The 20088-nt window shown below is 40.5% G+C and carries 18 protein-coding genes; 13 read left to right on the top strand and 5 right to left on the bottom strand.

The window, feature by feature from the left end; genetic code table 11:
• Positions 1-35 precede the first annotated feature (35 nt).
• The 3 genes from Q1V85_RS18065 to Q1V85_RS18055 form a co-directional block, all read right to left on the bottom strand.
• Entirely contained in the window at positions 36-1010 is a 975-nt protein-coding gene (locus tag Q1V85_RS18065; RefSeq protein ID WP_300601962.1) for a hypothetical protein, read from the bottom strand.
• Positions 1011-1304: 294 nt separating this feature from the next.
• Entirely contained in the window at positions 1305-2192 is an 888-nt protein-coding gene (locus Q1V85_RS18060) for a hypothetical protein (RefSeq protein WP_300601961.1), read from the bottom strand.
• Positions 2193-2304: 112 nt separating this feature from the next.
• Positions 2305-2697: a hypothetical protein gene (locus Q1V85_RS18055; protein ID WP_300601960.1), complete on the bottom strand. Its 393-nt coding sequence runs from the start codon at positions 2695-2697 to the stop codon at positions 2305-2307.
• Positions 2698-3364: 667 nt separating this feature from the next.
• Between Q1V85_RS18055 and Q1V85_RS18050 the strand changes: the two genes are divergently transcribed.
• From Q1V85_RS18050 to Q1V85_RS18040, 3 genes are read left to right on the top strand one after another with little or no spacing between them, the layout of a single operon-like run.
• Positions 3365-4621 carry a TlpA disulfide reductase family protein gene (locus Q1V85_RS18050; protein ID WP_300601959.1) on the top strand — a complete coding sequence of 419 codons (1257 nt, stop codon included), beginning with the start codon at positions 3365-3367 and terminating at the stop codon, positions 4619-4621.
• A gap of 43 nt (positions 4622-4664) precedes the next feature.
• Complete coding sequence (locus tag Q1V85_RS18045; RefSeq protein WP_300601958.1) at positions 4665-7844, top strand: SusC/RagA family TonB-linked outer membrane protein; 3180 nt, start codon at positions 4665-4667, stop codon at positions 7842-7844.
• 20 nt (positions 7845-7864) lie between these two features.
• A complete protein-coding gene (locus tag Q1V85_RS18040) occupies positions 7865-9244 on the top strand; it encodes a RagB/SusD family nutrient uptake outer membrane protein (RefSeq protein WP_300601957.1) in 1380 nt (459 codons plus the stop codon).
• A 31-nt stretch (positions 9245-9275) separates the two neighbouring features.
• On the opposite strand, the gene Q1V85_RS18035 is transcribed toward Q1V85_RS18040, so the two are convergent.
• Complete coding sequence (locus Q1V85_RS18035) at positions 9276-9629, bottom strand: hypothetical protein (protein WP_300601956.1); 354 nt, start codon at positions 9627-9629, stop codon at positions 9276-9278.
• 348 nt (positions 9630-9977) lie between these two features.
• Positions 9978-10964, bottom strand: a complete 987-nt coding sequence (locus tag Q1V85_RS18030; protein ID WP_300602130.1) for an AraC family transcriptional regulator — start codon at positions 10962-10964, stop codon at positions 9978-9980.
• 384 nt (positions 10965-11348) lie between these two features.
• Between Q1V85_RS18030 and Q1V85_RS18025 the strand changes: the two genes are divergently transcribed.
• The 10 genes from Q1V85_RS18025 (at position 11349) to Q1V85_RS17980 (ending at position 20087) form a co-directional block, all read left to right on the top strand.
• Positions 11349-12317 (top strand): AraC family transcriptional regulator, encoded by a 969-nt coding sequence (locus Q1V85_RS18025; RefSeq protein ID WP_300601955.1) that lies wholly within the window; start codon positions 11349-11351, stop codon positions 12315-12317.
• Positions 12318-12527: 210 nt separating this feature from the next.
• Positions 12528-13100, top strand: a complete 573-nt coding sequence (locus tag Q1V85_RS18020) for a GNAT family N-acetyltransferase (protein ID WP_300601954.1) — start codon at positions 12528-12530, stop codon at positions 13098-13100.
• A gap of 159 nt (positions 13101-13259) precedes the next feature.
• Complete coding sequence (locus Q1V85_RS18015; RefSeq protein ID WP_300601953.1) at positions 13260-14090, top strand: LuxR family transcriptional regulator; 831 nt, start codon at positions 13260-13262, stop codon at positions 14088-14090.
• 132 nt (positions 14091-14222) lie between these two features.
• Positions 14223-15053, top strand: a complete 831-nt coding sequence (locus Q1V85_RS18010; protein ID WP_300601952.1) for an RteC domain-containing protein — start codon at positions 14223-14225, stop codon at positions 15051-15053.
• A 107-nt stretch (positions 15054-15160) separates the two neighbouring features.
• Positions 15161-15679: a hypothetical protein gene (locus Q1V85_RS18005; protein WP_300601951.1), complete on the top strand. Its 519-nt coding sequence runs from the start codon at positions 15161-15163 to the stop codon at positions 15677-15679.
• 91 nt (positions 15680-15770) lie between these two features.
• Complete coding sequence (locus tag Q1V85_RS18000; RefSeq protein WP_300601950.1) at positions 15771-16115, top strand: DUF4134 domain-containing protein; 345 nt, start codon at positions 15771-15773, stop codon at positions 16113-16115.
• Positions 16116-16133: 18 nt separating this feature from the next.
• Positions 16134-16466 carry a DUF4133 domain-containing protein gene (locus tag Q1V85_RS17995; RefSeq protein ID WP_300601949.1) on the top strand — a complete coding sequence of 111 codons (333 nt, stop codon included), beginning with the start codon at positions 16134-16136 and terminating at the stop codon, positions 16464-16466.
• Positions 16463-18994, top strand: a complete 2532-nt coding sequence (locus Q1V85_RS17990; protein ID WP_300601948.1) for a TraG family conjugative transposon ATPase — start codon at positions 16463-16465, stop codon at positions 18992-18994. The genes Q1V85_RS17995 and Q1V85_RS17990 overlap by 4 nt, the downstream gene beginning before the upstream one ends.
• 14 nt (positions 18995-19008) lie before the next feature.
• Positions 19009-19386: a hypothetical protein gene (locus Q1V85_RS17985; protein ID WP_300601947.1), complete on the top strand. Its 378-nt coding sequence runs from the start codon at positions 19009-19011 to the stop codon at positions 19384-19386.
• Positions 19387-19400: 14 nt separating this feature from the next.
• Positions 19401-20087, top strand: coding sequence for a conjugal transfer protein TraI (locus Q1V85_RS17980; RefSeq protein ID WP_300601946.1), 687 nt, complete (start codon positions 19401-19403; stop codon positions 20085-20087).
• Position 20088 lies beyond the last annotated feature (1 nt).

Raw genomic sequence — 20088 nt, 5'->3', positions numbered from 1 at the left:
TCCCAAATTTTTTAGCATTTATTGTTAATAAGTAATTAGGTTTCTTCATTTACCAGGGGTTTAATCCATTCGTGCATGTCGCCAATGTTGCTAAAATCTGGAAATGGATTGTCATTCCAGGGCGAATTCATTAAATAGGCGTCGAAAAAGGCTTCAGTACTTCGCCTGGGGTGTTGCCATAAATAACTATCCTGAAAGTCAGTGATAAACCCATAATGCTGTTTGTAAAGGAATTTCTTCCAATTGCTATATAATTCATCTTCCCCTTTAATATCAATTATATCAACTTCGTAAAATTCCTTATATCGATTATTTAAAATTGCATCAACCATTAACTGTTTTGCTTCCACATCTGATGCGGGTGCACTATATCCAAACACAGTAATATATAGTGCATGCTGTATATGCTTTTTCAACTCGTTCCATTCATTTTTTATTACGAGATCTGAATTGTAGTCCTTTTTCTCTACTGGGTAAAGCAGTCGCATAGGCTGAAATGGGTTATTACACCTGTGGCAACGATGATTATACATGTAACCTAAAATATTACACTCATAACAGATACCCACGGCTACATTTCCATGTAAAAAATGTACTCTTGGCAAGTTTTTTACATTTGGATGTCTTCGCATGCACTGTAGTAATAGTGGGTCCCAATTGAAGGTTGCGATAATATCTTTATTCGTTAGGGATAATAATAAATAGTCATATAGGGTAGGGCTTTCCGGAACCTGTAAGCAATAAAAATAATTGTATACAGCCTGATCAATTTCTTCCTTTAGTTTTTGCTGCTTTAAATCGGAATTAATAATTCCATAAAGTTTTTCAAAATCATTAAAATATTGGCTGTATTTTTTGGGTAAAATTGATTTTAGTCCAAGCATATCAACCAACGAATTCATCAATGGCAGCTTCCTGCCATTTTTATCGCCATTGGGGAAAGCTGCTAAGCTAGCTCCTGCACCTAATATTACAACGTGTGGAGAATTGCGAGGTGGTATTACGGACATTTACGATTAGTTTTGGATGTACAATGCTCTGCAAGTTTATTTATTTGCTCAAAAATGATTTTACTAGGTAGTTTTCATATAAGACTTCTTGGATTTTGCTTTTATCATTGATTTTCTACGGGTTAATTTACTGAAGTTGAGGTCGGTGACCAAACATCAGCAATGTCGGCATCGAAATATATATAAGCAAATCTATTTTGCGAAGTTTAAAAAAAACAACTTGATTAAATAATTTGGTTACCCTTTGAAAGCCTGAATTAAAATAATAGTGCTGATGAGGAGTTGGTATTTATCCTAATTACTGCTTAGTCCAATTTCAAAATGGGTGTATACTTTATTTTGAGATCCAACCTTGATATAAGCATTTCCATAACCTTTAACGTAATAGGGGTAAATAGTATTTTTCCAGGATGCGTTTTCTGTAAATTGTCCATTCCTTATATAGTTGCTAATGGACAAATAGTCTCCAGCATTGTAAAGTACGGTGTATTCATATCCACTAAATTCCTTAAAAGTAGCAAGAACTTCGGGGAAACCATTAAAGTAGGAATTGTATTTTTTCTTTACAGAGTCATAAGTGGCATAACAGTTGGTAACTTCTGGTACAAAGGCTTCCCCTGCGATGAGTTTGTTATTTAGAAAATAGTATACGTAATTTTCAACGTTATTGCCATTTCTGAATTGAACTTTCTCAATGCCACTAATATCCTTCCACTTGGATTCAAATCCGATTAACGCCTGGTAGGGTTCGTTTTTGTTTACCAGTTTTTCGGTTTCTAATACTTTTTCCTTGGAGTTGCCAAATAATGCAACACCAAAATCAGGATTTAGAATGGTGATTGGCTTACTATTTTGCACAAAGGTTCCATTCTTGGATTTTATCAAAATATCTAAACTGTATTGACCTGCTGCCAGCCCCTTAGTGCTGATGGCGGCCTTGCCGTCTGTGTTGGCGATTGTTCCTTTGTCTACACCCTGCTTTTCTAGATGATAGATATAGGTATACGGAGTTCCGGTACCGTTTGCGTTAACTTCTACATTGATGTTTTGATTAAGTGCAATGGTATCCTCCACTTTTATAGAAGCCATTTCTATTTTATCCTGCTCCAAAGGGGGCTGCTCTTTTTTAGAACATGCCGCCAGAAGCGATACTACAAAAATGGAAAGAAACAGATTTTTCATAAGAAAGTTTTATCGTTGCCAGGTTGCTGTTCATGTATTGGTATTCGCCAGCTGTTCAATAGCTTGAGTTTCTTTTGTAAATGTACAGTAGTATATTTTTATCGGAGCTCGCTTACAAAGGGTTTTTTCCGTCACTAAGCCGCTTTACCTTCTCCTCCAGCTCATTAATCAATTTTCTTTGCGTTTCTACCAGTTCAATTCTAGTAGCCAACAGCACCTCTTTTTCTTTTAGCTGATTTTGCAGCTGTTCAATTTTTGCATTCCATTCAGCCATTTCCTGTTCCTTATATTTCAGAAATGGAGGCTCATTTCTTAAGGGTTCCAAAAAATTGAAATCTAATATTTCGGTCACCTTTTTTAACAAAGCAGTGTCAACTTCTTCACGGCCAAACATATCGCTAATATTTTGCTGAGATGTATGTAATGCAATGGCAAGCTTTTGCTGTGAATCAAATCCTTTGCTCGCGGCAATATCCTTTATTAACTTTCCAAAATGAATGGCCATAAGCAAATGTGGAAATTTGCTAAGCCACTGAAAAATAAAGCCAACAAATATAGTTGGTAAAAATACAAATATTATTTGTTTATTAGGGGTCGTTGTCCTAAATTTGGGAAAACTGGTTTAGAAACATGAACTCATCATAATTTAATAAGCCATTGTTTTATAAGGCTTACAAGTTAGTATCTGGTCCGCTCCGACCAAAAGCATAAGGATACCAGATGCAACGGGTGATGCCCATGCACGTTAGCTATAGTATGTATTTTATATATATTTAGCATTAAAACGGCATGCGGCGCTCACCCGCTAAATCCAAACCTTGGTCGGAGCGGAGAGGCGGGTCGGGCCCCATGTCGTTTTTTTTATGCTCGCCTCGCTGCAATATTTTATAACGATACTTTGATTACTAATGCAGCGAATTGCCACAAATTTTACTGCCCACGCCGCCTACAATGCGAAACTTCTATTTATGTATGCCTGTAAGCCCCGACAGCCACAATAGAATTTTGCCGGACGGGCGGGCTGCTTTTTTGTTTGATACCATAACTGCGGCCTTCCTTGCTCTGGCATCTGGTACGGCCATTAAAATACAAAAACACCCTATTTAGCTAACCACTTCTCAAAAATGGCCAATTTCTCCCACAACATTGCTTAATTCCTAAAATGCTATTACATGAAAAAATATTTGCTGGCATATGCCCTGGCAGGGGTATGCCTATACGCGCCGGGCCAAAGTAATATAAGGCCATTAACTATAGGTGACACCGTACCGGATATAACATTTACAAACCTTATTAATTACCCCTCTAAAACAGCTCAACTATCTGACTTTCGCAGCAAGCTGGTTATACTGGATTTTTGGGCCACTACCTGTACGGGTTGTGTAGCTGCACTGCCCCGGCTGGATAGCCTTCAAAATAAATATAAAGATCAGCTGCAAATACTGCTAATCACGTATGAAGATGAAGCAAGGGTAACCCGCTTTTTTAAAACAAACCCTATAGGCAAAAAAATAAACCTGTCTACAGTAATGCTGGACGCGGTATTAAAAGAACAATTCCCGCATAAATACCTTTCCCACGAAGTGTGGATTGGCGCAGATAAAAAAGTGCTTGCCATTACAGAGGGGGAATATGTAAATGATGAAAACATACATGCTGTTTTAGCCGGTAGTTCCGTAAACTGGCCGGTAAAACAGGATATTGACCCCGTAGAAAAGGATGTGCCACTACTGCATTTTGCTGATGAGGAACATGCTTTTTATAAAGCACCTCGCAATGCCAGCTACACTACATTCAGCACCTGGTTAAATACAAGGGAACCTGGGTATGAGTTTTCAAAAGATTCCTTAAAAAACACCCAGCGCTTTTATATAACCAATTACCCCATTATCGGCATGTATTTACTGGCCTATGGTAAAACAGATCTTTCCCCCGGATATATTAAACTGGATGTGCCGGACAAAGATCATTATGTGTATACCAAAGGGGTTGATTATATGGATCGGTGGGATATGGCAAACCGTTACTGTTATGAAACCGTGATGCCGCTTACTTTAAGTGAATCAATGTTAAGAAAGAAAATACTTAATGACCTGGATAGTTATTTTAACCTAAAAACAAGCTGGGCAACAGAACTAACTATGTGCCTGGTATTGCAGGATACGCTCGCACCATCAAAGCGAAAACACTTTTCTGTTGATAATGCAAATTCGGGTGCAATATCGCTATCCGGTCTTTTATACCAGCTGGGGCATAAAGATTATGGTACCCCCGTATTAAATGAGAGCACCGCAAATATGGAAACGGTTATTTCTGCTTACGGAAATGAAACGATTCCAACGCTCAATGCCGCTTTGTTAAAACATGGGCTGGTTCTTTCCCTAAAACCACGTCGGGTAACTATGCTGACCATTCAAACAGCCCGATAGTGTTTTACTTAAACCTAATTCTTCATTTAAAAATAATGCCTATATGAAAATATTTTTATCAATCGTATGCACCATTCTTTCTTTAGCCGGTATTGCTCAAACTTCCGTTACGGGGAAAATAATTGTGGCAGACACCAGGGAGCCACTTGAAAATGCTACTGTAACAACTGCACGCTCAGGACAGTCCACCCAAACTGCCGCAACCGGTATGTTTAACTTGCCGTCCGTTTATTTTCCGGATACCCTCATTATAACCCATTCAGGTTTTATAGCGCAAAAAATTCCTGTTTTGGCATTCAGCGGTCATTTGCGCATAGAGTTGGAACGGCTGGAGGGCCGGTTAAGTGAAGTAACCGTAGTATCAACCGGTTACCAGACGATGAATAAGCTTAAGGCAACCGGAAGTTTTGAAAAGATAGACAGCGCTGTTTTTAACAGAATTGTATCGCCAGATGTTTTAAGTAGGCTTGATGGCGTCGTTTCCGGCTTGTTTGTAAATAAAACAAACGATCAGAATGAAATTTTTATTCGCGGTTTAAGTACCCTCAATGCCTCAAGCCAGCCGTTAATTATTTTGGACAATTTTCCGTACCTGGGGGACGTTAGCAACATTAACCCAAACGACGTACAAAGCATTACCGTTCTTAAAGACGCAGCAGCTGCCAGCATATGGGGGGCAAGAGCAGGCAATGGTGTTATTGTAATAACAACTAAAAAAGGCGCCTACAACAATCCGGTACGCATATCACTCAACACATCTGCTACGTGGCAGCGCAAGCCTGACCTGTTTTACAGTAAACAGTTTATCCCTTCCACTGATTTTATCGACCTGGAAAAGAACTTGTTTGAAAGAGGGTTTTATAACGATGCGCTGGCCGATGAGTATGGCTGGCCGGTGCTTTCGCCGGTTGTTGAAATACTGGCAAAACAAAAAGCTGGTACTATAGCGCCTGAAGAGGCTGCAAAACAAATTGACGCACTGCGTGGTTATGACGTTCGCAATGACTTTTCCAGGTATTTATACCAAAGCGCACTGCAGCAACAATATGCCCTTGCAGTTTCCGGTGGATCAAACGCAGTTAATTACCGGTTCAATGTTGGTTATGATAAACAGCGGGCTTCATTGGTGGGCAATGACAACCAAAGAATAACGTTGATGAGTGTTACCAATTTTCGCCCATTGCCAAAATTTGAAATTGATAACGAGGTGCTTTTCACTACCCAAAAAACTACAAGTAATGGAATTGGTGTTTTATCACCTTCCGGGGGCAAAGCGAATTATTATCCGTATGCACGTTTGGCGGATGACGGGGGCAACGCGTTGCCACTGCCAAAGGACTACCGGATGGCCTATCTTGACACGGTGGACAGAAACGTTCTGAAAAGTTGGCTCTACCGCCCATTGGATGAATTAAAAAATGCAGATAACCACACCCTGTTGAATGACCTTTTAATAAAGGGGGGATTAAAATATCATATATTGGGCGGGCTGGATATTACGGGCAGCCTGCAGTATGAAAAAAGTTTTACAAAGGGGCGTAATTATTACAATCCAAACACCTACACTGTTAGAGGGTTGTACAATCTATATACTTACACCGATGGCAATACCTACTTTCATACCATACCCGACGGCGGAATATTAGATAATAGCACAAATGAAATTACGGCATACTCGGCGAGGGCTCAAATATCCTATAACAGGCTTCTAAACCACAATAGCAGTATAACTGCCATTGGGGGTGCAGAAGTTCAAAATACGCATACCACCTCACAAGCCAACCGGTTTTATGGGTATAACGATGATAATTTGACAGTTACTCCTATTGATTATGTGAATTATCACCCACTTTATGGTTCTTTCGGTTACGGAGTAGTCCCGTATCAGGACAACCTTTCGGATATGCTCAACCGGTTTACTTCTATATATGCAAATGCGGCGTATACTTATAATCGTGCCTATACATTTTCAGCAAGCGCCCGCAAAGATGCATCAAACCTTTTCGGCGTAAACGCCAACAAAAGAGGGGTTCCGTTATGGTCGGCAGGGTTCTCGTGGGTACTTTCTGATAATTCCTTATTTAAATTGCCCGCATTTTCGCTGCTCCTTTTAAGAGCCACCTATGGGTTCAATGGCAATATAAAAAATGATGTGGCTGCTGTTCCCACTATCAATTATGGCTCAGGAGGTCGGCCAACGTTCCTTCCGGAGGCAGTCATTAAAAATCTTTCGAACCCTGACCTTCGTTGGGAGCGGGTAGCTACATTAAATTTTGGTCTTGATTTTAAATTAGCCGACAGCAGGTTGTCTGGATCGGTAGATTATTACCGTAAAAAGTCTACCGATCTTTTGGGTTACACGCCGATTGATCCCGCCCTTGGTTTTAATGGTATAATGAAAAATAGTGCCAATATGAAGGGGTATGGCCTTGATCTTAAACTCAACGCAAGAATAATCAATTCAGCTGTAAAATGGGATGCTCAACTACTCGTAAGTTTTACAAGGAGCAAGGTTACAAAGTATGACATAGCCAAAACTTATCCTCCTGGCAGTCTTGTAAGCAATGGGTACACTATTGCTCCAATTGAGGGCAAAGATCCTTATGCACTCATAAGCTTTCGCTCAGATGGGCTTGATACAGCTGGCAATCCTGTTGGATTTCTTAATGGACAAAAATCTACTTCTTACGCCTCGATTATTAATAATGCTACGTGGAATGATATTTTGGTTCAGGGCACCACAAGGCCGCCCTGGTACGGAGGGTTTTTGAATAGCGTCACCTACCGGAACTGGCAATTATCCTTTAACATCAGTTATAAATTCGGGTATGTTTTTCGCAGGCAAACGGTTGATTACTCCCAGCTATTTAACAGCTGGAGCATGAATAGTGATTATCTGAAAAGATGGCAAAAGCCTGGTGATGAAAAAATAACAACCGTTCCTGCTCTGATTTATCCTGCCGATACCTACAGGGACAAGTTTTATGCGAACTCCGAAGCTTCAGTGGAAAAAGGAGGATTGGTGCGGTTACAGGATATAAACCTAAACTATACATTTCAACATATCAGGGCTGGATCAGTAATAGGGAAGCTACAGCTCTATACATATCTGTCAAATGTAGGGTTGCTATGGCGGGCAAATAAGAAAAGAATTGATCCGGACTACGGATACAATGTCCCTGCACCACTCAATGTATCCTTTGGTCTGAAGGCAGATTTTTAATAACCTTTAATTTTTTTTAAATGAAAACTGTTAAATACTCAACCCCGGCACTCACACTTTTTTTAATATTGGTTTTGATTATTTCAATGTCCTCCTGTAAAAAGTACCTTGATGCTAAGCCTGATAAAAGATTAGCGGTACCCTCGTCCCTTTCAGATGCGCAGGCTTTGCTGGATAATTACAAACTGATGAACGGTTTTTACCCGGCTACCGGCCAGGAATCGGATGGTGATAGTTACCTGCTTAACGATGATTATAACCGGCTGACTATTACAGCCCGGCAGGTATATTCGTGGGATAAGGATGCCACAAATTACGATGCCTGGAACTTGCTTTACCAACCAGTGTTATATGCTAACCTTGCACTGGAGACTATTCAAAAGGTATCGCAAGATGGAACTAATGCAGCTACTATCAATAATATTAAAGGGCAAGCCTTATTTTTTCGATCCTTTGCTTTTTTTTACATTGCCGCCTATTTTTCGCTCCCCTATGATAAAAATGTATCACAGGACACTCCCGGCATACCACTCAGACTCTCCAGTGATGTTGATGAAAAAATTTCGAGGGCAACCCAGGCGCAAACTTACGACCAGATAACCGGGGACTTGAAAAGAGCGGCCCAATTGCTGCCAGTCACAAGTACGATCAGGTCCCGGCCATCAAAGGCTGCCGCTTATGGCCTGTTAGCAAAGGTTTACCTGACTATGAATGATTTTGAGCGGGCAGGAGTTTATGCAGACTCCTGTTTAAGTATACATGATGTGCTGATCGATTACAACAATATAAACAGCAGCGCCACCACCCCGTTCCAGACCTTTAATGATGAAGTATTATGGCAATGTAGCGCTCTGCAGAGTGCTGCAATTTTTTCACCCACGGCAAAAACGGATACGATTTTATATAACAGTTATGCAGAAGGGGATTTGAGAAAAAGCATATTCTTTACAAAGAATACAGATGGCACCCACAGTTTTAAAGGTAGTTACGATGGCTCTAATTATTATGACGTTCCTTTTATAGGCGTGGCTACTGATGAAATATACCTTATCCGGGCAGAATGTAACGCGAGGGCCGGTAAATTACAGGAGGCCCTTTTAAGCCTGAATAGCTTACTTAAAAATCGTTTTGTGGCAGAGAGTTTTTCTCCCGCCAATTTGAATTCTCAGGATGAGATAATTGCAAGGGTATTACAGGAAAGAAGAAAGGAATTAACATTCAGAAATATCCGGTGGTTTGATATCAGGAGGTTAAATAAGGAGGGCAAATATCCTGTTACGCTGCGGCGTTTGGTTAGTGGGCAACTTATGGAATTATTACCCAACTCCTCCCGGTTTACATTTTTAATTCCTCCGGTCGTTGTAGAATTATCCGGAATACAGCAAAATACACGAAATTAAAAAAAGGCTGCCGAAGCAGCCTTAGTATAAATTATGGCCTTTTATATTCAAGATTAGCAGCTGTTGTTGTAAAATTACTGCTGGCAAGCTTGATGGCATTAACATCCGATGCACTTGGGTGTCCGCCTGTTCCTGGATTTGCCTGGATCGAGCACACTGTTGACGAAACCGCTGTAGGACAGCCCGGATCCTGACCGGGAGGGCTGGTGGAGCTTAGCGTATAATCGTTTGCATTTGCCGGGTTACCACCGGAATTTAATACATACCACTGCATAGCCATAGGATGAGCGCTTTTAAAAGTGGTAAAAGCAACACTAGTTACGCTCAATACACCTAAAGCAACGATTGCAACCAGGTTCTTCTTTATAAAATGCATGATTTGCATTTTGAGGTCTTTTTTTAAATCAAAAAAAGATTACCATTAAAAAACTTTAGTTTAAATGTAGATTTAGTTAAAGGTCTTTTGGCCGACAAGCCCTCGGCACCTGTTATCTCTGATAAGAAGTGCTTCGTTGTTTTTAGTCATGTAAATACCATAGGCATTCAGTATTAAAAGAAACAATTAAGTACAGCGTGCGTCTTATCTGGTGGAACGCTTAGAGAGCTTGACAAATAGGTATAGTTTCTATTCCGTTTGTCAACACAAAGATGGCGCATCAGAATACCGATAAAAATGGACTGAAGTGACTTTTTCGGTAATAAAAATCTCCCATTTGGTCACTTCAGTCCATCTTTAATTTTTAACCAGAGTTTTGGCCATTTTGGGAGAAACTTTATAGAATCGGGAGAAAAGTTTGCTAAAATTATATTGATCAGCATAGTTTAATCTGTTCGCTACATCTGAAATGGTTAATTTTTCTATTACAAGCAGGTAAAGGGCAAAGTGCATTCTTAATTGGTTGAACGAATCCCGCAGGTTTTTGAAATCGGTTTTTTTCCAATGAGTTCTAAGTAGTTTTCCTGATATAAAGAATTGTTTTTTAAGCCTGGCTATCAATTCCGGAACAGGAAATTCAATATTATTGGCAATAAAGGCGTTGAGCTCTGCAATCAATTTGGTTCCTTCGGGGTTTGATTTTTTATTGTGAAGTTGCTCGTAATAGTGAAGTACAAATTCGTTTATCAAGGCTCTTATATTAAATGGAGAATGCACACTGTCGGGAGTAAGATTCTTTAATTTAGAAATCAGGGTCGTCACCTTATGATCAAAAGGAAGTCTTTCTGCCAGGCAACCGGCTTCCTGGAAATCATTAAGGCTCAATAGTACTTTTTTTATTCCCTCATCGAAGGGAGAAAGGGAAACAATTGCCAGCCCTGGGTCCAGGTACAAGTAATGATATGTTCCCGGAGCAAATAATACCTGATGATCTCCTTCTGGAATATATTGCAAGGTATAGGTGTCATGAAAAAGATGAAGGCATCCATGTCCTTTCAGGTAACCAAAACAGTTTCCCTTCAGTGTATATTGAAATACGGTTATTGCTCTATTGCATTTGACCTTGATGAGGGTGTAATCTGAAATTTGAACAGTTAGAAAAACGACTAGAGATCCTTCTGTATTATATACCTGCTGTAGGATGTAGTTTACTCCACTAAATGTCCATTCCAGTAACTGCACTTTTGCAGATGGGATAACAAATTCCTGAGCTGCTGGTATTGATGAACTTTTCTGAACATTATGACAAGCAGATTTAGGAGGTATTAATTCAAGAGGAATCATCACGTTTGGAGTATTAAAAATTTTTTCTAATCCTGACGCCGGTCTCAACATTCAGGAATATGAAATGCAGGCTATAGGTTTATCGTTATTTGTATAAACTATAATTCAGATATACTTTAAATCTATGGACAGCTAACAAATTTGCTTTTTCAAAAGTATTTTATAGTTAAATATGATTATATCGATATTGGGAGCAATAGTTGTGAATTTGGGAGATTTATTTTTATATACTGACAGTATCAGGATTCAAGGTCGTTGTCTTACACATTGTGCAAATGAACGTTCACATTGCGAATATGGCATTTCACCAAATATTATTTTATCTGATTGCTGATTTTAGTAATTTAATGGCAAGTATATCCATCAATTTTCTAAACCGTGGAGATGAGTATACAATTTCTATTATACGATAATATTGCCCTTGAACCAGAAAATGAAGTTCCACATGCTTTTGGGACACCGCTCATTAATGGCGCTACTTTTAAATTTTTTAGAAAAGAAGCGAATCAAATATTAGTGCAGGAAGTTGATGAAATTGATTTTCGGTATCGAATAATTTCCGGTAACCTTTCCTGTAAAATGACTGCGGTTGGTAATCTGAGTGAACGCGGTATTTATATTACGTTAATGCTAGCTAATGGAACCATTAAGGAAGTAAGCAATTTTGGGAAGTTCCCCTTGTATTCAAACTCCTATCTTATAATTTATGGCGGAAATAATTCGTACACCTACTTTGTAAAAAAGCCGGGCACATTCGAAATATTGGATGTTTTTCTTTCTACTGCTTTGCTTAAACAATTGCAGGGAATATATCCTCAATTAAAAGATATTATCAGAACCTCTGAAGACAAAGTATTAAGACACCGGCTAAAAAGGATCCCATCTGCAGTATTAAAAATCTGGCAACAGATCCGGAACCTTCCGGATGGAGAAGCTGCCCGGCAGTTTTATCTGGAGCTTAAGATTAAAGAATTTCTGTTTATACTGTTACAAAGTACATTCATTGAAGAGCAGGAGGCCACGAAGTTCACAAATTTTGAAATCTCGATGATCCATAAGGCAAAGGAGATCCTTGAGAAACGCGTGGAGAAGAAGGCCCCGTCCACAAAAGAATTATCCAGGATGGTCGGAATCAACGAGGTGAAATTGAAGCAGGGTTTTAAGCGTTTTTTTGATCGAAGTGTTTATAAATGGATTACCGATCAGCGGATGTTAAAGGCAAAAGAATTTATCCTTACAACAGATCGAACTATTAAAGAAATTGCAGCCCTGACAGGCTTTCCTTTGACTTCAAATTTTGTTCATGCATTCAGGAAGCGTTTTGGTGTTCCTCCGGGCGCTTTGCGAAGATAGAATGTTAGAGTGCCCAGGCAAATAGTTTGCGGCAATTTTAATCGACACTGGTATGTCGGCTCACTTTTTTGCACACGCGACAGGAAATAGATTCTTCAAAGACCATTCGGGCAAAAAATATTACAGAAATCACAACTATTGCTCCCAAAATCGCAACTCTTTTTTTTGATTGGGCATAGATATTGAGACAATTCCTTTAAAAACTGCCAGATGCGTGAAGCCCAAAATAGCGATAGGAAAACCGTTATTGAGATTTTAGCCAGGTCATTTACTGACAACAAAAGTGTAAATTATATCATTGGCGAAGATAGAAGGCGAACAAAAAAGCTCAACGCGCTTATGTCCTATTCCTTCGATTTCTGTAAACGTAATGGTGAGATTTTTTTATCAGAAGAGGACCGTGGATGTGCTCTTATTGTTCTACCAGACAAAAAAAAGACAAATGCTTTAAGCATATTTCAGGATTTTCGACTGGTCTTTAGCTGCATAGGGTTAAAAAACCTTTCGAAAACAATTAAGCGGGAGTCGATAATCAAGAGCCATCACCCCGACTCAAAATTATACTACCTCTGGTATATTGGTGTAGATCCCTCAGCGCAAGGAAGTGGTGTGGGCACCCAATTGCTCAAAGAACTTGTTAATCGGGGCTCTTTGTTGGATAGAACAGTGTGCCTTGAAACGTCTACCCAAAGGAACCTTCCCTGGTACGAGAAGAATGGTTTTGTTACATATAAAACTATAGATATGGGGTATCCCTTATATTTTATGAAGTACCTACGATAAAAAGTGTTGGCCATGCTTGTTCCCGGTACAGAAATGCATCTGGTTACGTTTTGCTTTGTTGCGGTTGAACTTGTAATCCTATCTTACCTGTGTATCTACCGCCTGGCGAGAAAAGATGACAAAACGGTTATCCTTGATCTTTATCTTTGTTTGTTCCTTTTGGCGTACAACATTTCTGGTGGGCTGCTTCCGGATCCAAAACTACCCGGAGGATTTTTTGTACAGGAGTGCGTGGCATATGCTACAGGTTTTTTTACGCCATGCTATTTTCCTTATTATGTATACAAGGGATTTGATCTGAAGACCATGAAATTTCACGCACGGGTTGGTGTTTTCATTTTCCTGGCCGTATCTTATTTCATTTTTGTTATTCTTTTTGCGATGACGGGCAATCTGGAAGTAGCAAAAAATATACTTATTGTTCCGACATTATATTCGGTTTGGGTATTGTATTCAGTCTATAAGGCAATACGGCTTAAATATGACAACCAAATCAAATCGCAGGAGGCGAGGGAAGAACTAATTGTTCTTGCGCTCTGTTTAAGCCCCTGGCTTACACTGCCCATAATTACCTACCTCGATCTTGGACAGGCAATTGAAGCCACGGCTACCAATGCAGGTTTTTTACTGTTGTTGGCTCTGCATGTTAAGCGGAATGTTTCCCAGTTACGGCTGGAACATGAACGTCTTCTTGAATCGGAGTTGTATTTAAAGCAATGGAACCAGATTTTGCAGCAGGAAGTGGAGAAGCGAACAAAGGAAATTGATCGCCTGAATAGGGAAGAAAAATTCAGGATCAATTGCTCACATTATCAGCTTACCAATAGGGAAAAAGAGATTGCCTTTATGGTATATATGGGCGAAACCTACAAGAGTGTAGCAGAAAAATTATTTATTGCGGAACGGACTGTAGCAAAGCATGTTCAAAACATTTTTTATAAAATACGGGTGTCCAATCGCGTTGAGTTGTGCCATAAACTTAATACATGAATACGCATTTAATGATCCCTCATTAAAATAGTCATTTATACGTATTGGAATAGTGGTTTTTGCGTAGTATGGAAGGTCTGGTCTTTGGTACTACAGATGTTGTAAACATTTGTTCACCTTAAACCAACAAAGATGATTACAGAAACCCTCAAGCTGCTGGAAGAAATGAACAACAAACTATCAGATCTTTCAGGACTTTCAGAAGACGATTTGCTTAGTATTCAACAAGCAATTATTATTACCTCCGAATCGATTGCCCGGCTTAAGAGTCTGCTGGCCTCTTCCAGCTTTGAATCCCCAGCCGCGGAAATCCGGTTTTTTAAAAAGTTGAAACCACAATTTGATGGTCGCCTGATTTTCCTGCTGATGCTGCTCAGGATGCAGACTCCTGATAGCACCTCAGACCGCAATTCCATTTATACAAAAGAGCTGGAAAGGCTCAAGCCCTTTTACAGGAAGCATTATGCGTTTTGGCAATACTATAAAATTGGGCTTTCCCACTTTGATGAACAGTATTTTACCCGGCAGAGCTCAGAAGAGCCACTTTTTTTAGACGAAGAGCAGATCCTCCTGGACAGTCAGACCAATGCGCCAATGAGCAGCATTGTCGCCCGGTTTTACGCTTACGACCTTTTGAAAGATCGTGCCCGGCAGACGATCATACAACCGCAAGCCACGTCTGGCAAAGCCGGCAAATCAATTTCTTTATCCTGGACTTCGGCAAAAGCAGAATTAATTGAGCTGATTTATGCACTGCATGAATACCGGGCGTTTAATAGCGGGCAGCTCGATGTTAAGAAAATCGCCGATTATTTCTCGTCAGTATTTAATATCCGGTTCAGCAATATTTACAAAACGTATGAAGACATCCGGCTTCGCAAAAAGAACTCAACGCCCTTTATTGATGCATTAAAAGCGTGCCTGGAACGTAGGATTGATCGTGATAACGAAAACGCAATGTAAAAAGAAGTTTTTCCCACCTAACAGTATCTAACAAATAGGGTATTTCCGGCAATTCATATTTGCAGTAGTGATTTAAAAAATTATTACTCACCATGAAAAAATGAATTATGCTGGAACAAATTAGCTGGAAAGAATTTCTATTGGTATTGGGTGGTGCAACTGCAGCATACTACGGTATACTTGCTGTGGCGGGCAGATTGCGGGTTGACCGGAGGACGCCTGAAAAGGCCAGGTACGTTTATTCGCCTTTGAAAGAACGGGTGGCAGAAAGTTCCACATCTGCAGAGGCTCCCGTTAATGAACCTGCATCAGCATTTGAACCTGTTCAGGCAATTTCAGGTGTTATGGACAAAGAAGAAGATCAGGAATTTTCACTTCTGGAACAATTGGCCGATGAGCTCCAGGTGATCATAAGCCAGTTCTCCACCACCACAGAAAGCAAGGAAAATCTGATTGAATACCTGGCAAAAGAAATAGCTCAATACCCAGGCCTGAATAAACCAGCTTTCAAACGCGCAATTAACACCCTGGTAATTCGGGCGGCCAGGGAAGAGTGTGGTCTGGAAATTACCGAGGAAGAGGTCAATCAGTGCTGGCCGCTGCTACCCTATGTTGACCAAGGATAAGGAACCGGCGGTGTAGTGCGGCAGGTAATGCTTTTCATGAAGCCGCCATCCTTTTTCTGTTAAAAACACATTTCATAAAACCTAAATACCCATGAAAAACACATTCATATTCTACAAGAACCAAAAGTGGATTGATTCTTTTTTAAAACTCCAATTTCTCGCAACAATTACAATGCTGGCTGGCCCGGAGGCTTCCGCTCAGAGCGGTGCCGGAGGAATTCAGGCGGCTACTTCCGAAGTTAAAAGCTATTTCCAGGTTGGCACAACATTGATGTACGCAATCGGTGCCATCGTTGGCTTGGTGGGAGCAATAAAAGTTTATAATAAATGGAACTCCGGGGATAATGACACGGGAAAAGTCGCAGCGAGCTGGTTCGGGAGCTGTATTTTTTTAGTCGTCGTTGCCACGGTTCTGAAAGGATTCTTTGGAGTTTAAACCCTGTAAAAACACTTTATGGCTAGTATCTATGAAATTAACAAAGGCATTAATCGCCCCATCGAGTTCAAGGGCTTCCGCGCCCAATATGTTACTTATTTGGCCATTTGCCTGGTTCTCCTGTTGCTGCTTTTTGCTATCGGTTACCTGATTGGGGCTTATCCGTACATATTGGTTGCGGTTATAGCTGGGGGCGGCTTTGTTTTAGTGAGTTGGATTTACAAAATGAGTCATAAGTACGGCGAGCATGGACTAATGAAAGCCTCCGCCTACCGCAGCATTCCAACCGCCATTGTATGCAGAAGTCGGAAAGTTTTGTTATGTCTCAAACAAAAAGGAGGTAGCAAATGATCATATTCATCCTTTTATGTTTGATTGTCTTTTCAGCGCTGATCCTGCAGTTAAAGGAACCCGTTAAAGACGCAAAAGATCTTGAAAAAATATTACCCATTTATAAAATTGAACAAGATTGCCTGATTTCTAAACAGGGAGATGTTACAATAGTATACCAACTTAGCCTGCCGGAGGTCTTCACTTTATCTGCGGAAGATTACGAGCAATTGCATCACATTTGGCTGCGTGCAATTAAGCTCCTGCCGGCAGGCACTATTGTACATAAACAAGACTGGTACACGGAAGAATCTTACAAAGCTGATCATTCGGGGGAACAATCCTTTTTAAAGAAAAAAAGTGAAGCGTATTTTGATAACCGCACCTTTCTGAATCACCACAGTTATCTGATGCTTACCCGTAAGGCGGATAACCGAAAACTATCCAGTTCCGTTTTTTCAAATTTACTGCGCCCCACAATAGTACCTACTGTTGCGGTTCAGCCACAGGTATTACACGACTTTCTGGACAAAGCCAGCCAAGTGACGAAATTACTTTCCGAAGGAGGCCATATAAGCGCCCGGCAACTCTCTGCGGATGAGCTGGCAGGCGATAAAAAAAAAGCGGGACTTATTGAGCGGTACTGTTTCTTACTTTCTCCAGAGGAGCCTCCCATTAGGCGTGATATTATCTTCAAACCTGAGTGGCAAATCGGAGAAAAACGAGTGCAGTTATTCAGCCTGGCTGATCCGGAAGACCTGCCAGCGATTTGCGGTAGCCGAATTACCTATGATAAATATTCCACCGATGTTAGTAAGTTTTCCGTAGGCTTTGCCGCCTCAGTTGGTCTTCTCCTGCGCACCAATCATATTTATAACCAATTCCTTATTGTACAGGAGACTTCTAAAACGGCCAAGCGGTTGGAAACCCGGCGCAGAAGACTTCAATCATTATCAGCCTATTCCCGCGAAAATGCCATTAGCTGTGATGCCACCAATGCATTTCTGAATGAAATGATCAGCCAGCAACGGCAACCGGTAAAAGCCCATTTCAATATCATTACCTGGGCCGATAAACAGGATGAATTAAAGGATCTTCGAAACAAAGCTTCTTCCGCAATAGCCCAAATGGATGCATCCCCCAGGCAGGAGATCAAAGGTGCACCGCAGCTTTTCTGGTCTTCGTTGCCGGGAAACGCGGCGGATCTGCCCGTTAATGAAACTTTTGACAGCTTTGCCGAGCAGGCCACCTGTTTTCTTACCCAGGAAACCAATTATCGGACGGTAAGACCAGAACAGGGTATCCGCTTTACTGATCGATTTGGGCGCCCGATATATGAAGACCTGTTTGATCTGCCACGCACGAAATATGGGTGGACTTCAAATATGGGATTGCTTTGCTGCGGCAGCTCAGGAGGCGGTAAGTCCATGACTCTGAACCACATCCTTCGCTCGCTTTATGATCAGGGCGCGCATTGCGTTATTATCGACATTGGAGGATCTTACAAAGCGTTGTGTGAATTGGTCAAAGGCTATTACTTTACCTATGAGGAAAAAAATCCGATTAAATTCAACCCATTCTGGCTTCCGGCTGGCGTATCACTGGATACCGAAAAAAAGGAGAGCCTAAAATCCTTATTAATTGCACTCTGGAAACAGGAAAACGATCCCTATAACCGTTCCGAGTATGTAGCATTGTCTAATGCGTTGCAAGGATATTACCAGCTACTGGAAAATGACAAATCGCTTTTCCCGTGTTTTAATACCTTCTATGATTATTTGCAAACAACCTATGCTGAATTACTCAAAGAACACCGAGTTAAGGATAAAGACTTCGATTTAGATAATTTTTTGTATGTGCTCAGGCCGTATTATAAACATGGAGAATTCGACTATTTATTAAATGCTACGGAGAATCTGGACCTTCTTGATCAGCGCTTCATAGTCATAGAACTGGATAATTTGAAGGATCATCCGGTCCTCTTCAGCGTCGTTACATTATTGGTTACAGAAATGTTCGTTTCCAAGATGCGAAAATTGAAGGGCATCCGAAAAGTATTGATCATTGATGAGGCCTGGAAGGCAATTGCGCGAAGCGGAATGGCTGATTTTCTAAAATATGCCTTTAAAACTATCAGGAAATTTAACGGAATCCCCGGCGTTGTGACACAAGAGCTCGATGACCTGGTAAGCTCCCCCATTATTAAAGATGCCATCATTAACAATGCGGACATAAAGATCCTGATGGATATGCGCAAGTTTATGCACAAGTTTGACAAACTTCAGGACGTTCTGGGCTTGTCCGACAAGGCAAAAACAATCCATCTATCTGTTAATAAAGATGACCACGAAATTTTTATCGATCTGGGAGGCCAAATGTCCAAGGTTTTTAAAAATGAACTTTGCCCGGAGGAGTATTATGCTTATACCACCGACGGTAAAGAAAGGGTAAAAGTACTGGAATACGCAGAACGTTATGGCGGGGACATGGAAACCGCAATTGGCAAACTCCTTGAGGATATTAAAAAGGAAAAACATTTGTTGAACTAATAAACTTAAGAAAAATGAAAACTGTTTGTATTGGTCTGCTTATTCTGGTATTTCCATTTGCCTGCCGCTTTTCTAAAAATGATAGCGCCTCCATTACCGGAACCTATGTACGTACTGTAGAAAGTGAAATTTACACGCTACATGATACGGTTAGTTTTTCACCTGCCAGCAGGCAGGAAAATGATGTGTATCAGATCAACCAAGGATCGCAAACACTTTTTAAAAAGAAATCAGAGCAAAAATTTAATAAAAGAGCCAAGCATTCCATGACCGGCATATACGATCCGCAAAAGAATATCATGAATACCGGGGATCCAGGCATCCTGTACTCCTTTGATGCCAAAGAAGGCTCGGTGTCCGTTAATGGGATCCTGTATCATAAAATTAAATAACCAAAATTTGTTGCGTGTCCTATAAAAAAACACTACTCACCGGAATGCTTACTGGCTTGCTCTTGTTTGGCGGCGCTCCCTTTCAGCAGGCCAGTGCTATCGGTATCTGGCAAATTATAAAGGAGGCGATCGTAAAGGTTATAAAAGCGATTGACCTTGCTGTTCAACGTGTTCAGAATCAAACGATCCAGTTGCAGCATATTCAGAAGGAAATCGAGAATGCAATGGCCAAATTGAAACTGAAAGAGATAGCTGAATGGAGCGAGAAACAAAGAAAGCTGTTCAAAACATATTATGATGAGCTCTGGAAAGTAAAAAAAATAATTGCCTATTATAAACGCATAAAAAGCATTACCGACAATCAGCTGCAATTAATTAAAGAATACAAAAGAGCGTATGCCCTGATCAGCAATGATAAAAACTTTAAACCGAAAGAGCTCATTTACATATTTGATGTGTATACGGGTATTCTTGACGAAAGTGCGAAGAATATTGATGAGCTGATGATTATTGTTCAGTCTTTTTCCTCACAAATGTCCGATGCTGCCCGATTGGAGCTGATCGCCAAAACGGATACGGAAGTCAGCAAGAACCTCTCCCACCTCCGCCGGTTTACCAATCAAAATATTTTGCTGAGCATTGAACGAACAAAAGACAAGCAGGAGCAGCAAACCATTAAAACCTACTACGGTCTGCAATAAC

It is taken from the genome of Niabella sp. (genome assembly GCF_030150205.1).
Taxonomy (GTDB): domain Bacteria; phylum Bacteroidota; class Bacteroidia; order Chitinophagales; family Chitinophagaceae; genus Niabella.
The sequence above is the reverse complement of the archived record's forward strand: the minus strand, read 5'-3'. Positions and strand labels throughout refer to the sequence as shown.